Here is a 15,095-nt window from a genome sequence, read left to right as displayed (position 1 = left end):
ATTAATAAACCAAGTAAAATAGTCGGAATTTTATGAAATTGAGATAAATTTATGAAGTTATTATATATAAATTGGTGCGCTCGGCGGGGATCGAACCCACGACCCCAGGCTTCGGAAACCTGTACTCTATCCAACTGAGCTACGAGCGCACATGTGTGGGGCACATCATAGGAAAAAAACACCGGTAGGTAAAGCACGAAATACGTACCAAGTGGGTTTAATGCTTAATTAAACAGCAGCTTGTTCTATTTTAGATGCGTTGCTGAATAAGCTGAATTGAATAATTAATAGAATGGAGCGTATGTGCTAGCTCATGAGGAGGAATACGTGATTCCTGCAAACTGGTAATCCATTGCATTTGGCACATTTTAAGTTCTTGAAGTGTTTTTATTTGCTCTATTTTTTGAATAAGTGGCTTTGCCATAAGGCCACAGTATTGGCTTAAGCTTTGCTTCATCAACTGTTGTATTTCTTCAAAAGATAGTTGCTGAACTGGAATGCTTGGTTGGTTATTTTCAATATTTGAAGGCGCAGACGTTGATTGAGGAACCTGAATTTCTCCAACTAAATCATTACTTTTATTCTCGTCAACATTTTTTTGATGTATTTCTTTAGTTGTTATAGATGACTCTTGGGGAGATATTTGTTCAGGTAACTCTGAATAATTTTCACTAGAAGGGGCAATTAGTTTTAAGTCAATGAGCTGTTGTATCAGTTCTGGTGGGGCGATCCGCTTTTTAAACTCGGTATCGAGACTTTGAAAATCTTCATGGTCTATTAATAGAAGTAAACGTCTTTGTTTTGCATTTAACGTAATATTACGTTGTTGAAGCGCAACTCTTCCCAAATTGGTTCGATAAAAACCAGACATTGTATTTCCCCAATATAAAAATGAAGCAGTCTGTTTGATTTTTCTCTATCAAACAGTACTGTTCTTAATAAAATATAAATGGGGTTAAAGATAAAACTCAAAAATGACAATTTGATGAAGAGTTTATGAATATCATTTATTTAAGGAAATTAAAATGCGCTTTCTAATGCCTTGCGTAAATAGACATCGAGCTCGTCCTGACGTAGAAGCCATTGAATATAATCTTTAGGCAGTTCAGCAATTGCCGTACCTTTATGCTTACCAAAATTAATCGTATGCGGAATACGGGCTTCTTCAGAAACTTGGTAAAGCTCTTCAATATCTTGAATATTTAAATGATAGATAATATGCATCAAAATATTGGCAGTTAAAATAATGTCAGCGTCGGCACGGTGAGCACCTTTCAGCATTTCTCGAGCTTTACCGCTACCTTGGGAAATCATATAAATGAGTGCAGAAATATTATGAGCTTCGGCATCTGGCCAAGCTTTACGTGCTAAAGCTAAAGTACAAATCGGTTTAATATGAGATACATCGACGCCACAGCGAGCAATTGCGGCAATATCATAATCAATATTATGGCCAATAATATAAGTTGTGCTATCAGGTAATTTAAAGGTTTTATAGTGAGGCTGATTTTCTAGGTCGGACTCTAAGATATGGTGAACAGCCATTGCAGCATAAGAGATCGGAGCTCCCACCTGATAAAGCTGATCAAACAATTTGCTTTTATCTAAAGTGAGTTTACCTGCATTAAGTTCAATAGGGGCGTATGCAATTTCAATAGGCAAACCATTTAGTGTATGAGTTTCTGTATCTAAAATAATGGCTTGCATCTTTTGAACCTTTAAACAATTACAAGTAACCATCAATCTTAACAGTTGGCTATCTACTTTAAAACATAGAGTAAGGCTAGATGAGCTATCAAATGCAATTTATGTTGAAAAGTAGAAAATCTCGCTGTTCATTTTGATTAAATATCACTTGCGAAAAATGAAGATTAGGCGTAATTGTTTGTAAGACATTTAAAATGTTCATTAAAAACTAAAGCACAACAAAAATTGAATTTAAGGAAGATATACGAATGAAAATGAAATTGTTCATGACCAGTGTTCTTAGCACAAGTTTACTATTGACGGGATGTGGAGATGGAAGTAGCGATGACAGTCCAGCAACTACTGATCCATCGGGTACTCCAGCCAATAATATTCAAAATCCAGTGGTTAAGGTCGATGCTTATACAAGTACTAACTTAGGAGCGGTTGCTGCTGAAAGTAGTATTTTAACTTATAAAATGTTAGGTCAAAGTGGACAAGAGGTGCAGGCAACAAGTCTAGTATTTACACCGACTACTCCACCACCAGCAGGCGGTTGGCCAATTGTGGTTTGGGCACATGGTACGACAGGGGTTGCAGATGCATGTGCACCGAGTAAATCGGCATTAACAGACAGTACTAAAGATTTAATTAGTAAACTTCTTGCAGCGGGTTATGTGGTGGTTGCACCAGATTATGAGGGATTAGGTACACCAGGTATACATCCATTTTTAAATATTAAAAGTGAAGCTTATTCAATTACCGATGCAGTAGTAGCAACACGCAATTATTTATTACAGCGGAACTTATTAACTTCGAAAAAGTGGGTTACTGTAGGACATTCGCAAGGTGGGCATGCTGCATTGGGCGCTGCACAATATGCGAGCCGTGCGCAGCTTGACTATAAAGGTACAGTAGCGGTAGCACCAGCTTCAAATCTAGGATTTATTTTAATTGCAGGTGAACAGGCTGTTGCTAATGCAACTGTGGATAAAAAGATTCCAATGTATGCGCAGCTTGATACATATACTGCTTTAGTGACAGCCGGCATTCGAAATACACAGCCAAGCTTTGATTATTCCCAAGTATTTACTTCACAAACAGCAAGTACTGCACAGCAGGCGGAAACAATTTGTGCAGGGCCATTGGGGCAAGCCTTTGGTGCAGGTATGACTAAGTATGTTACAGAGCATAATGGAACACTGGATGGATATACGCGTACACAACCTAATTTTATGGCAGTACCTTTAGTTAAAACATTCTTAGATAAAGATTCTCAACCTTTACAGGCAAAAGTCACTACACCGATTATTATTTATCAGGGGCTAGCAGATACAACAGTTCCGAAAGTAGCTACTGATATTTTGATATCTAATGCCACTGTCGTCGGTACAAAAATTAATAGCTATGTAACGGGTAATTGGGACCATGAGGCGGCAATGAGCAGTAATGTAGATAACATTGTTGGAAATGTACAAAACTTGCTGTCAGCTCAATAAGAGTGTTTGATATTTAAGGTTTTTTTATTGCTATGAAAAGCTAAATTTAACTTTGGAAAATTATTAATTAAAAGCTTTTTAAGTGTTTATAAATTATTTTAGATTTGATGGCTCATTTTTTATAAAAATTGAGCCATTTTTATTTAAAACTGAGCTAACTTGATTCTGTTTAATTATAAAGTTCATGCTACAATATGCCGCAATCTTAGCACGGCTTAAAAGCCCTAATTTATAGGACCCCCGCTAATGTTTGCCAATATTTCCATTTCTGAATTTGATCCAGAATTAGCTCAAGCAATTGCTTCTGAAGGTGAGCGTCAAGAAGCACATATCGAGTTAATTGCATCTGAAAACTATTGCTCTCCTGCTGTGATGGAAGCGCAAGGATCAAAACTTACGAACAAATACGCAGAAGGTTATCCTGGCAAACGCTATTATGGCGGTTGCGAATATGTAGATGTTATTGAACAAATGGCGATTGACCGTGCTAAAGAACTTTTTGGTGCTGATTACGCAAACGTTCAACCACATGCTGGTTCACAAGCTAACTCTGCTGTGTATTTAGCACTTCTTAACCCAGGCGACACAGTTTTGGGTATGAGCTTGGCTCACGGTGGTCACTTGACTCACGGTGCAAAAGTTAGCTTCTCTGGTAAAACGTATAACGCTGTTCAGTATGGACTAAATGCTGAAACTGGCGAGATCGATTACGAAGAAGTTGAACGTTTAGCGTTAGAACACAAGCCACGTATGATCGTTGCTGGTTTCTCTGCTTATAGCCGTGTTGTAGATTGGCAACGTTTCCGTGACATCGCGGACAAAGTTGGCGCTTACCTTTTTGTTGATATGGCTCACGTTGCTGGTCTTGTTGCTGCTGGTGTATATCCAAACCCAGTTCAAATTGCTGACGTAACGACAACGACAACTCACAAAACACTTCGTGGTCCACGTTCTGGTTTAATCCTTGCGAAAGCGAATGAAGAAATCGAGAAAAAACTTCAATCAGCTGTATTCCCTGGTAACCAAGGTGGTCCATTAATGCATGCGATTGCTGCTAAAGCAATCTGCTTCAAAGAAGCAATGTCTGATGACTTTAAAACTTACCAACAACAAGTTGTGAAAAATGCTCAAGCGATGGCTGAAGTATTCATCGCACGTGGTTATGATGTTGTTTCTGGTGGTACAGACAACCACTTATTCTTGTTATCTTTAATCAAACAAGACGTAACTGGTAAAGATGCAGATGCTTGGTTAGGTGCTGCTCACATTACTGTGAACAAAAACTCAGTTCCAAATGACCCACGTTCTCCATTTGTGACTTCTGGTATCCGTATCGGTACTCCGGCAGTAACAACTCGTGGTTTTGGTGAAGCTGAAGTTCGTGAACTTGCTGGTTGGATCGCTGATGTGATTGACAGCAAAGGTGACGAAAAAGTTATTGCTGATGTAAAAGCAAAAGTTGAAGCTGTTTGTGCAAAATTCCCTGTATATGCAAAATAATTTGTGTATATAAAAAAAGCGCCGTAAGGCGCTTTTTTTATTAACTATTCCAACCGCCCCCTAAAGCACGGATTAAATTGATGCTTGCAATGATTTGGCTACCTTTCAGCTGAGCTGCTAATTGTTCTTGTTGCAAAATAGTACGGTCAGAATCAATGACATCAAGATAGCTAATCGCACCTTCTCGATAACGTAAATGAGAAAGTTGATTGGCATGACGAGAAGAGGAGAGTGCTTGGTTTTGAGCTTGAATTTGCTGATCGAGAATTCTTTGATCAGATAAACCATTTTCAACTTCGCGAAATGCGTTTAGTACAGTTTGCCGATAATTCGCAACGCTTTCTTCATAAGCTGCTCGTGCTTGAGCAACGCCTGCTTTACGTTGTCCACCATCAAATAAAGGTAACGACAAAATAGTACCGGCGACAGGTCCTAGTAAAAAAGTCCGACTCGACCATTTACCCAACTCGCTTAAACTTGAAGATTCATAACCTAAAGCTCCTGTAAGACTGAGTTTTGGGAAAAATGCTGCACGAGCAATTCCAATACGTGCATTATCTGCTGCCATTGCACGCTCTGCAGCCGCAATGTCGGGTCTTCTTTCAAGTAAAGTTGATGGCAAACCGGCAGGGAGACGGATACTATTTGCAGTTAAAGATTGAACTGGCAAGTTAAAGTCCGCTGGTGGTTTTCCTAATAAGACTGCAAGCGCATGTTCTGCACTGGCTCTGTTACGAGCAATATTTAGGGCAGTGGTTTGTGCGGTAGCAAGTTCGGTTTGTGCACGAGAAACATCTAATTCACTGACCAGTCCGTTTTTAAAACGAAGCTGCATTAAATCTCGTGTTTCACCTAGTAATTTGATTGTTCGGTTATAAATTGCTTGCTCGGTATCAAGTTGACGTATCAGAAAATAGCCTTGAGCAACATCTGCTTGTAGAGCTAAAAGTGCCGACTGATATAGAGCCTCTTGTTGCTGTAGATCTGCTGTTGCTGCATTGACACTACTTGCTACACGACCAAATAAATCGAGCTCATATGAAACATTGGCTTGAGCGCGCCATAAGGTGTGAGCCGAAGTATGTGCATTGTCATCTAAACCGAGTGAAGCCGGAGACGGCTTTTGGCGGGTTGGCCCAAATCCGGCATCAATACTTGGTAAGCGCTCAGCTTGAGCTGCCGAACGTAGTGCACGTGAAGCCTGAATATTGGCTGCCACCGCTTTAAGGTTCTGATTGCCTGCGATAGCTTGCTGTTCAAGTTCATTCAGTTGAGCATCATTGTAAATGCGCCACCATTCACCACGAGTTTGTTGATCGGCAGGTTGGGCAATCTTCCAGTTATTATCTTCAATTTTTGGATCAGATTCTTTGAATTTGACTGGCACTATAACTTTTGCAGGTTGATATTCTGGAGCTAATGAGCAGCCTGCAAGGAGCAGGCTTCCCATGAGTGAGGACAACAACCAGTTTTGTTTTGATGTAATCACCAAATGCCCTCCTTAATGATCGTGTGGGCTAGCTAACGGCGCTTCATGAACTGCCGCAGAATGCAGTTTATGTTTGCTGTTCAGAGTACGAATCAGGACATAAAAGGCAGGGGTGAGGAACAAACCAAAGAAAGTTACACCGATCATGCCGAAGAATACGGCAACCCCCATCGCATGTCGCATTTCAGAACCTGCCCCAGTTGAAGTCACCAGTGGTACGACACCCATAATAAATGCAATAGAGGTCATTAAAATTGGGCGTAAACGTAGACGACTTGCTTCAACGGCTGCTTTAAAGGCAGTCGCACCTTGCATTTCAAGTTCCCGTGCAAATTCGACAATCAAAATGGCATTTTTACAGGCTAGCCCGACCAGTACCATTAGACCGATTTGAGTAAAGATGTTGTTATCTCCAGCAGTCAGCCAGACACCTGTCAGAGCCGCTAAGATTCCCATTGGTACAATTAAGATAACTGCTAATGGTAGGGTTAAGCTTTCATACTGAGCAGCTAAAACCAAGAACACCAGTAATACGCTAATTGGGAATACCCAAAGTCCTGCATTACCGGCCAAGATTTTTTGGTAAGTTAAATCTGTCCATTCAAACTTGATACCACGCGGCAGAGTTTGTGCAGCAATACGTTCAACCGCAGCTTCTGCTTGACTAGATGAATAACCCGGTGCAGGTCCGCCGTTAATATCTGCTGAGGTATAACCGTTATAACGAACGACCATTTCAGGACCATAGGTTTGAGTGACATTTACCAATGAAGATAATGGCACCATTTGTCCTGCACTATTACGGGTTTTAAGTTGCAAAATATCTTCAGGGTTAGCACGGAAAGGCGCATCGGCTTGTGCACGAACCTGATAAACACGTCCAAAGCGGTTAAAGTCGTTAACGTACTGAGAACCTAAATAAATCTGCATGGTGTTGAAAACATCTGTCACAGCAACGCCTTGCTGTTTAGCTTTTACACGGTCCAGATCTACGTTGAGTTGAGGTACGTTAATTTGATAACTTGAGAACATTGGACCAAGCTCAGGGGCTGATTGTGCTGCTTTCATAAAGTTTTGTGCAGCATCATTCAAGGCTGAATAGCCTAAGGCGCCTCGGTCTTCAAGTTGGAGTTTAAAGCCGCCCATAGTACCTAAGCCCATCACTGGTGGTGGTGGGAAAACCGCGATATATGCATCTTGAATAGCTGAATATTTCTGGTTGAGCGCACCTGCAATAGCATTTGCAGATAAGTCTTTAGCCTTACGTTCATCAAATGGCTTTAAAGTCACAAAGACAATACCGGCACTTGAGCTATTGGTGAAACCGTTAATTGATAGGCCAGGAAAGGCAACCGCACTTTCTACACCGGGTTGTTTAAGCGCAGTATCACTCATTTTACGAATGACTGCTTCGGTACGATCTAATGATGCGCCGTTTGGTAGCTGCGCAAAGCTAATCAAATATTGTTTGTCCTGCGCAGGAACGAAACCACCTGGAACAATATAGGAAATACCAATGGTTAAACCTAGAAGTGCTGCATAAACACCCATTGCCGAAGCTTTATGGGAAATGACACGGCTGACACCTTGACTATAACGGTCTGAAGCACGTGAAAACACACGGTTAAACAGTGCAAAGAAACGTCCGAATACACGATTCATAATACGTGTTAAGGCATCAGGTTTAGTATCATGTCCTTTAAGTAACATTGCTGCCAGAGCTGGAGAGAGGGTAAGTGAGTTAAATGCCGAAATGACTGTTGAAATGGCAATGGTCATGGCAAATTGTTTATAGAATTGTCCAGTTAAGCCTGTCATAAAGGCAAGTGGAACGAACACGGCTACAAGTGTTAATGCAATCGCAATAATCGGTCCGCTCACTTCTCGCATGGCACGGTAAGTCGCTTCCCTTGGATTTAAGCCAGCTTCAATATTCCTCTCGACGTTTTCGACGACCACAATCGCGTCATCGACCACAATACCAATGGCAAGTACCATCCCGAACAGTGAAAGTGCATTGATGGAGTAACCAAAAGCGAGCATGAGCGCGAATGTACCAATAATTGAAACCGGTACGGCAAGCAATGGAATAATTGAGGCGCGCCATGTTTGTAAAAATAAAATAACAACCACAACAACCAGTGCAATTGCTTCAAGTAGGGTATGAACGACCGCTTTAATACTGGCCCGTACGAATTGAGTCGGGTCATAAACAATGTCGTATTTAATTGAAGATGGGAAATCTTTCGAAAGCTCCTTCATCGTGCTACGTACTTGATCCGAAACTTGTAAAGCATTCGCACCCGGAGCTTGGAAAATTGGAATCGCGACTGCTTGTTTATTATCAAGTAATGAACGTAAGCCGTATTGAGAGGCTGCAAGTTCAACACGAGCCACATCACCCAATCGGGTAACCGCACCATCAGGGGCAGTTTTTAAAATAATATCTGCAAATTCTTGTTCAGTGGTTAAACGACCTTGAGCATTCACTGAAAGCTGCAAAGGTGAATTACTTGGTGAGGCACCGATTGTACCTGCTGCAACCTGAATGTTTTGTTCACGGATTGCATTCACAATTTCAGTGGCTGTAAGGTTACGCTGTGCTACTTTTTGTGGATCGAGCCACACGCGCATCGCGTAGTCACCAGAACCAAATAATCCGACTTCACCAACCCCTTGTAAACGCGCTAAACGGTCTTTCACGTTGAGTACCGCATAGTTACGTAAGTAGGTCATGTCATAGCGATTATCTGGGGAGGTCAGATGCACTACCATGGTTAAAGTAGGTGAGCTTTTTAAAGTCGTGACACCTAAGCGCTGTACATCTTCAGGTAAACGGGGCATGGCCTGAGACACACGGTTTTGAACCAATTGTTGTGCTTTGTCTGGGTCGATGCCGAGCTTAAAGTTCACCGTAATGGTTAGGTTACCGTCGCTGTTTGCTTGAGATTGCATATACAGCATGTCTTCTACACCGTTGATTGATTCTTCAAGTGGAGAGGCAACGGTTTCAGCAATCACTTTCGGGTTTGCACCCGGATATTGAGCACGTACCACCACAGATGGGGGAACAACTTCGGGATATTCAGAAATCGGTAACTGAAATACCGAAAGGAGACCGGCGAGTAAAATCAAGACTGATAGCACACCAGCAAAGATCGGCCGATCAATAAAAAATTTAGAAATATTCATATGTGATTAACCTTTTGCCGGAGTTGATGTTTTATCTGTTGGCTGAGGTTGAGGAGGAGTAGCGTTAGCAGTGATTTGGGAATTTGGCATAGGAACAAGATGCGGTGTAACAGGGGCACCCGGACGAATCCGTTGTAAACCATTTACCACGATACGATCACCCGCTTGTAATCCGCTATTTACGATTTGCAAGCCATCTTGTTGGGCACCGAGTTTTACTTCGCGGTAAGCAGTTTGATTTTTCGCATCAACGACTACGACAAAGCGTTTATCTTGGTCGACACCAACCGCGGTTGGACTAATCAGAATCGCTGGGCGAGGTTGGCCTCCACCTAAACGGATTCGTGCATATAGGCCCGGCAATAAAACACCGTTTGGATTGTTAAAAGTTGCGCGAACACGAATCGTACCTGAGGTTGTATTCAGGTTATTGTCGATTGAGTTGATCGTACCTTCGCGAGTAAAGCCTGTTTCATTGGCAAGTCCCATATAGACAGGTACTTGCGAAGAATTGCGCTGATTACTGATGTACTTGAGGTAAGTTTGTTCATCCACATCGAAAGATGCATATAGGCGTGACACAGAAACCAAACTTGTTAAAACCTGTGCGCCGTTACCTGCAGAAACGACATTACCAACGGTGACTTCGGCACGGGAAATTCGACCACTGACTGGTGCAGTTATACGGGTATATTCCAGATTTAAGCGGGCAGATTGAACTGCTGCTCTAGCGGCTTGTAGGTTAGCATTCGCTGAACGTGCATCATTTTCGGCTAAATCCAGTTCTTGGCGAGAAACAGCATTACTCTGAATGAGACGTTGAATACGTGAAAGATTGCTTGCGGTATATGTTACCTGTGCTTCAGCTGAAGCAAGCTGGGCTTTTGCACGATTCAGTTCTGCTTCAAAAGGACGCGGGTCAATGGTAAATAGTAAATCGCCTTTTCTAACAAGACTGCCATCTTTGAAATGTACGGCAATAAGTTTTCCTGAAACTTGAGGCCGAATATCAACTTGATCAATGGCTTCTAAACGACCGGAATATTCTTGCCAATCGGTAATGGTTTTGCTTACTACAGAGGCTACATCAACAGTAGCAGCTTGTTGGGCACTGGTCGGTGCAGCTTTTGCATCGGCATTTTCATGTAAAAACATAAAACTGCCCCCTGTAGCCAAAATGGCGACAAAGATGGCAGACAGTGCAAACTGTTTGCGGGAAAATGACATGAGGTGCTCCTAGTTATTTGGATACCTGTTTTCAGACTTTTAGTTATGGTCCGTATGGGAGAAACAGGGTTTATGGAATGGACGGAGCATAAAAGTTTGTCAATCACGAATAAATATATTAAATTTGATAACACTATTCGTATTTTTATAACAATTGATGTATTTGAATAAAGAAATGCATTAATAGGAGTGTGCGTGTGGATCTATTTCATGCCATGAGGGTGTTCAACAAAGTGGTTGAAACAAATAGTTTCAGTTTAGCAGCTGATAGTTTGGGTTTACCGCGTGCTTCTGTGACCACAACTATTCAGGCTTTAGAGAAGCATTTACAAGTTCGTTTGCTGAATCGGACAACACGAAAAATTAGTCTCACACCGGATGGCGCCGTATATTATGATCGGACAGCCCGTATTTTAGCGGATGTTTCCGATATTGAATCTTCCTTTCATGATGCAGAGCGGGGGCCAAGAGGTCAGCTTCGTATTGATGTGCCTGTATCCATTGGCCGTTTAATTTTAATTCCAAGACTACGCGATTTTCATGCACGCTATCCTGATATTGATTTAGTGATTGGTCTAAATGACCGACCTGTAGACTTGGTGGGAGAAGCAGTTGATTGTGCAATTCGGGTCGGTGAATTAAAAGATTCAAGCTTAATTGCGCGTCGTATCGGAACTTTCCAGTGTGCAACTGCTGCTTCACCGATTTATTTAGAAAAATATGGCGAACCTACCTCAATTGAAGATTTGCAAAAAAACCATAAAGCGATTCACTTCTTTTCAAGCCGTACCGGACGCAACTTCGATTGGGATTTTGTCGTTGATGATTTAATTAAAAGTGTATCAGTACGTGGACGTGTTTCTGTAAATGACGGTGATGCTTACATCGACTTAGCTTTGCAGGGTTTCGGTATAATTCAAGGCCCACGTTATATGCTCACCAACCATTTAGAATCGGGTTTGTTAAAAGAAGTATTGCCTCAGTGGACGCCAGCGCCGATGCCGATTTCAGCAGTTTATCTTCAAAATCGTCATTTATCGCTCAAAGTAAAAGTGTTTGTAGATTGGGTCGCTGAACTTTTTGCAGGTTGTCCATTACTTGGCGGTACGGCTTTACCTTTCGACCAGAAATGTGAATTTGCCTGTGATAAAGAAACTGGTCATGAATATACAATTCGTACTTTGGTCGAGCAGCACAATATTGCTGAAGCTTATACACTCAAAACTTAATCTTAAAATTTGATTGATTTTTCAACATTTAAACCATCAATACAGTTCATTGCTTAGACATCTTCATAAATCCTTAATTTACTGGTATAGAAATTGCAATTATTTCGGCAGAAGAGTAATTTAGAAATTGCTCAAGTTTTTATCACCTTATTAGGATTTTAAGGAGAAGCTTCAAGATGGCAAGCTTTATGAAAAAAATGTTCGTTTCAACAACCTTAGTTTTGGCTGCTGTTGCAACGAATGTTCAAGCAAAGGATTGGAAGGTGATTCGTTTTGGTACTGAGTCGTCTTATGCGCCGTTTGAATATAAAACACCAGATGGCAAGTTAACTGGTTTTGATGTTGATTTAGGTAATGCCATTTGTGCAAAGCTTAAAGCCAAATGTGTTTGGGTGGAAAACTCTTTTGACGGGATGATTCCCGCGCTTAAAGCGAAAAAATTTGATGGCATTCTTTCATCAATGACCGTTACTGATGAACGCGCGAAACAAATTTTATTTAGCAGCAAAATCTACAACACGCCAACTCGTATGGTTGCAAAAAAAGGTTCGCCGTTGTTACCAACACCTACTTCATTAAAAGGTAAGCGTGTCGGTGTACAGCAGGGCACTATTCAAGAAACATATGCTAAAACCTATTGGGCTCCAAAAGGTGTGAGTGTTGTTCCTTATCCAACTCAAGATTTGATTTACCAAGACATGATGTCTGGTCGTTTGGATGCAACTTTACAAGATGCAATTATGGTTGATGGCGCTTTCTTAAAACAACCGAAAGGTAAAAACTTCTCTTTTGCTGGCGGTAATGTGGTGGATGTCAAAACATTGGGGGTAGGTGCGGCTATCGGTTTACGTAAAGAAGATGCAGACTTGAAAGCGAATATTGACAAGGCATTGGCTGCAATCATTGCGGATGGCACATACAAGAAACTCGAGAAAAAATACTTCTCTTTTAGCATTTACTAATGATGTGAAAAATGTCGGCTAAGTGCCGACATTTTTAAATCTATTCTCATCTCATCAATATTAGATATTGTTTTTAAGGAGAAGATGAGTCATGTCTTTTTCTGGCTATGGGCCACTCCTTCTCAGCGGAACATGGATGACCATACAGCTTGCGCTGTTATCACTCTTGCTTTCTGTCATTATTGGCTTAATTGGTGCGAGTTCAAAACTCTCTAATATTAAAGCTTTACGTTATATTGCGACCGCCTATACCACACTCATCCGTAGTGTGCCTGACTTAGTGATTATGCTGCTGTTATTTTATAGCTTGCAGTTGGGTTTAAACCAAATTACTGAAGCACTGCAAATGGATCAGATTGATATCAACCCATTTGTGGCTGGTGTGATTACATTAGCGTTCATTTATGGTGCATATTTTACCGAGACCTTTCGTGGTGCATTTCAATCGGTTCCGAGGGGACAAATTGAAGCAGCAATGGCCTATGGGATGACGCCGTGGCAGGTTTTTCACCGTGTATTATTCCCTCAAATGATGCGTTTTGCGTTGCCTGGCATTGGTAACAACTGGCAAGTTTTGATTAAGGCGACCGCGCTGGTTTCCATTATTGGCCTGACTGACATTGTAAAAATTACGCAAGATGCGGGTAGAAGTACCATGCAACTGTTCTTTTTCAGCATCGTGGCTGCCGCTATTTATTTGGTAATTACTACCGTGTCGAACCTGATCTTAATGTGGCTTGAACGTCATTATTCTGCTGGTGTGAGGAAGGGGCAATTATGATTGAAATCCTTCAACAATATTGGAAAGCATACCTTTGGACGGATGGCCTACAAATGACTGGTGTCGCGATGACTGCCTGGTTATTGGTGCTTTCAATTGGTATTGGGTTTGTGCTTGCTGTGCCTTTATCACTTGCACGAGTATCAGAAAATAACTGGTTGCGTGGTCCAGTTTGTTTGTTTACTTATGTTTTTCGTGGCACACCACTCTACATCCAACTGTTGATTATTTACTCGGGTATTTATAGCTTTGATTATGTCCATGAACATCAAACTCTCGATGCATTCTTTCGAGAGGGCATAAATTGCACCATTTTGGCATTCGCGCTCAATACTGGTGCATATACCACTGAAATCTTCGCTGGAGCGATCCGTTCTATTCCACATGGTGAGATTGAAGCTGCTCAAGCTTTCGGTATGTCAAAATGGAAACTCTACACACGTATTATCATTCCGTCGATGTTACGCCGTGCTTTACCGTTTTATGGCAATGAAGTCATTTTGATGTTGCACGCGACAACCATTGCATTTACCGCAACAGTTCCCGACATTTTAAAAATTGCGCGTGATGTGAATGCAGCAACCTATGACACTTTCAGTGCTTTTGGCATTGCTGCGGTGTTATATGCAGTGCTGGCTTTTATTTTGATTTGGATATTTCGTAAGTTGGAAAAACGTTGGTTGGCATTTTTAAAGCCATCGAATCATTAGGAGACATAAATGGAACAGGTTGCAAAACTAGTGATTCGTGATTTACACAAAACATTTGGCGATCATGAAGTACTTAAAGGAATATCACTTGATGCAAATGCTGGTGATGTAATTAGTATTATTGGTTCATCTGGTTCAGGTAAAAGTACCTTGCTGCGTTGTATCAACTTTTTAGAACAACCGAGCAATGGCACGATTAAGCTCAATGGTGAAAAACTACGCACAGTCTTTGATAAAAAAGGCAATTTAAAAGTAGTTGACCCAAAGCAGCTACAAAAAATGCGTACCCAGCTCATGATGGTGTTTCAACACTTTAATTTATGGTCTCACATGACAGTGCTAGAAAATGTCATTGAAGGGCCAATCCATGTACTTGGAGTAAAACGTGCTGAAGCAGAAGAGTGTGCACGCAAGTATCTACGTAAAGTTGGATTGCCTGAAAGTGTTGAGAGTAAATATCCGGCATTTTTATCTGGTGGTCAGCAGCAACGTGTAGCAATTGCTCGTGCTTTGGCTATGGAACCGGAAGTGATGTTATTTGATGAACCAACCAGCGCACTTGATCCAGAGTTGGTAGGTGAAGTACTAAAAGTAATGCAAGGCTTGGCTGAAGAAGGTCGTACAATGATTGTGGTCACACATGAAATGGGCTTTGCACGTCATGTGTCTAATCAGGTGATTTTCTTGCATCAAGGGAAAATTGAGGAACAGGGACATCCTGATGAAGTACTTAATAACCCGAAAAGTGAACGTTTAAAGCAATTTTTGACGGGTAGTTTAAAATAAGCTGTTGATACCGAGTATGGTGAAACTTTTTTAA

The 15,095-nt window shown here is 41.3% G+C and carries 12 protein-coding genes, 1 tRNA gene and 1 pseudogene; 7 read left to right on the top strand and 7 right to left on the bottom strand.

Translation table 11 applies throughout. The features are described from left to right. Positions 1–72 precede the first annotated feature (72 nt). From MKL35_RS13850 to MKL35_RS13840, 3 genes are all read right to left on the bottom strand, one after another. Positions 73–149 (bottom strand) — tRNA-Arg (locus MKL35_RS13850). Between the two features lie 101 nt (positions 150–250). Further along, complete coding sequence (locus MKL35_RS13845; protein WP_004707796.1) at positions 251–871, bottom strand: hypothetical protein; 621 nt, start codon at positions 869–871, stop codon at positions 251–253. Between the two features lie 149 nt (positions 872–1,020). Next, on the bottom strand, positions 1,021–1,707 hold the full coding sequence (locus MKL35_RS13840) for a 3'-5' exonuclease (RefSeq protein ID WP_004707798.1): 687 nt from the start codon (positions 1,705–1,707) through the stop codon (positions 1,021–1,023). 248 nt (positions 1,708–1,955) lie between these two features. Between MKL35_RS13840 and MKL35_RS13835 the strand changes: the two genes are divergently transcribed. Next, positions 1,956–3,185 carry an alpha/beta hydrolase gene (locus tag MKL35_RS13835; protein WP_032010227.1) on the top strand — a complete coding sequence of 410 codons (1,230 nt, stop codon included), beginning with the start codon at positions 1,956–1,958 and terminating at the stop codon, positions 3,183–3,185. Between the two features lie 108 nt (positions 3,186–3,293). Here the strand turns inward: MKL35_RS13835 and MKL35_RS13830 are convergent. Further along, positions 3,294–3,371: pseudogene (locus tag MKL35_RS13830) on the bottom strand (hypothetical protein); the annotation flags it as partial. Between the two features lie 60 nt (positions 3,372–3,431). Between MKL35_RS13830 and glyA the strand changes: the two are divergent. Continuing rightward, complete coding sequence (glyA, locus tag MKL35_RS13825) at positions 3,432–4,685, top strand: serine hydroxymethyltransferase (RefSeq protein ID WP_002049224.1); 1,254 nt, start codon at positions 3,432–3,434, stop codon at positions 4,683–4,685. Positions 4,686–4,725: 40 nt separating this feature from the next. Here the strand turns inward: glyA and adeH are convergent, their stop codons facing one another. From adeH to adeF, 3 genes are read right to left on the bottom strand one after another with little or no spacing between them, the layout of a single operon-like run. Continuing rightward, positions 4,726–6,174: a multidrug efflux RND transporter outer membrane subunit AdeH gene (adeH, locus tag MKL35_RS13820; protein ID WP_032010225.1), complete on the bottom strand. Its 1,449-nt coding sequence runs from the start codon at positions 6,172–6,174 to the stop codon at positions 4,726–4,728. Positions 6,175–6,186: 12 nt separating this feature from the next. Then, positions 6,187–9,366, bottom strand: coding sequence for a multidrug efflux RND transporter permease subunit AdeG (adeG, locus tag MKL35_RS13815; RefSeq protein ID WP_032010224.1), 3,180 nt, complete (start codon positions 9,364–9,366; stop codon positions 6,187–6,189). A 6-nt stretch (positions 9,367–9,372) separates the two neighbouring features. After that, entirely contained in the window at positions 9,373–10,593 is a 1,221-nt protein-coding gene (gene adeF, locus MKL35_RS13810; protein ID WP_032010222.1) for a multidrug efflux RND transporter periplasmic adaptor subunit AdeF, read from the bottom strand. 197 nt (positions 10,594–10,790) lie between these two features. Between adeF and adeL the strand changes: the two genes are divergently transcribed. From adeL to MKL35_RS13785, 5 genes are all read left to right on the top strand, one after another. Continuing rightward, complete coding sequence (gene adeL / locus MKL35_RS13805; RefSeq protein ID WP_002049092.1) at positions 10,791–11,822, top strand: multidrug efflux transcriptional repressor AdeL; 1,032 nt, start codon at positions 10,791–10,793, stop codon at positions 11,820–11,822. 176 nt (positions 11,823–11,998) lie between these two features. After that, positions 11,999–12,784, top strand: a complete 786-nt coding sequence (locus MKL35_RS13800) for an ABC transporter substrate-binding protein (RefSeq protein ID WP_002049251.1) — start codon at positions 11,999–12,001, stop codon at positions 12,782–12,784. 91 nt (positions 12,785–12,875) lie between these two features. Next, positions 12,876–13,565, top strand: a complete 690-nt coding sequence (locus MKL35_RS13795) for an ABC transporter permease (RefSeq protein WP_000010370.1) — start codon at positions 12,876–12,878, stop codon at positions 13,563–13,565. After that, the gene (locus MKL35_RS13790; RefSeq protein ID WP_270913894.1) at positions 13,562–14,275 is read left to right on the top strand and encodes an ABC transporter permease; all 714 of its coding nucleotides are present in this window, start codon (positions 13,562–13,564) and stop codon (positions 14,273–14,275) included. The genes MKL35_RS13795 and MKL35_RS13790 overlap by 4 nt, the downstream gene beginning before the upstream one ends. Positions 14,276–14,284: 9 nt before the next feature. Then, complete coding sequence (locus tag MKL35_RS13785) at positions 14,285–15,061, top strand: ABC transporter ATP-binding protein (RefSeq protein WP_000438610.1); 777 nt, start codon at positions 14,285–14,287, stop codon at positions 15,059–15,061. Positions 15,062–15,095: the final 34 nt, after the last annotated feature.

Source organism: Acinetobacter sp. AOR41_HL, from assembly GCF_027854645.1.
GTDB classification, from domain to species: Bacteria; Pseudomonadota; Gammaproteobacteria; order Pseudomonadales; family Moraxellaceae; genus Acinetobacter; species Acinetobacter nosocomialis.
The sequence above is the reverse complement of the archived record's forward strand: the minus strand, read 5'-3'. Positions and strand labels throughout refer to the sequence as shown.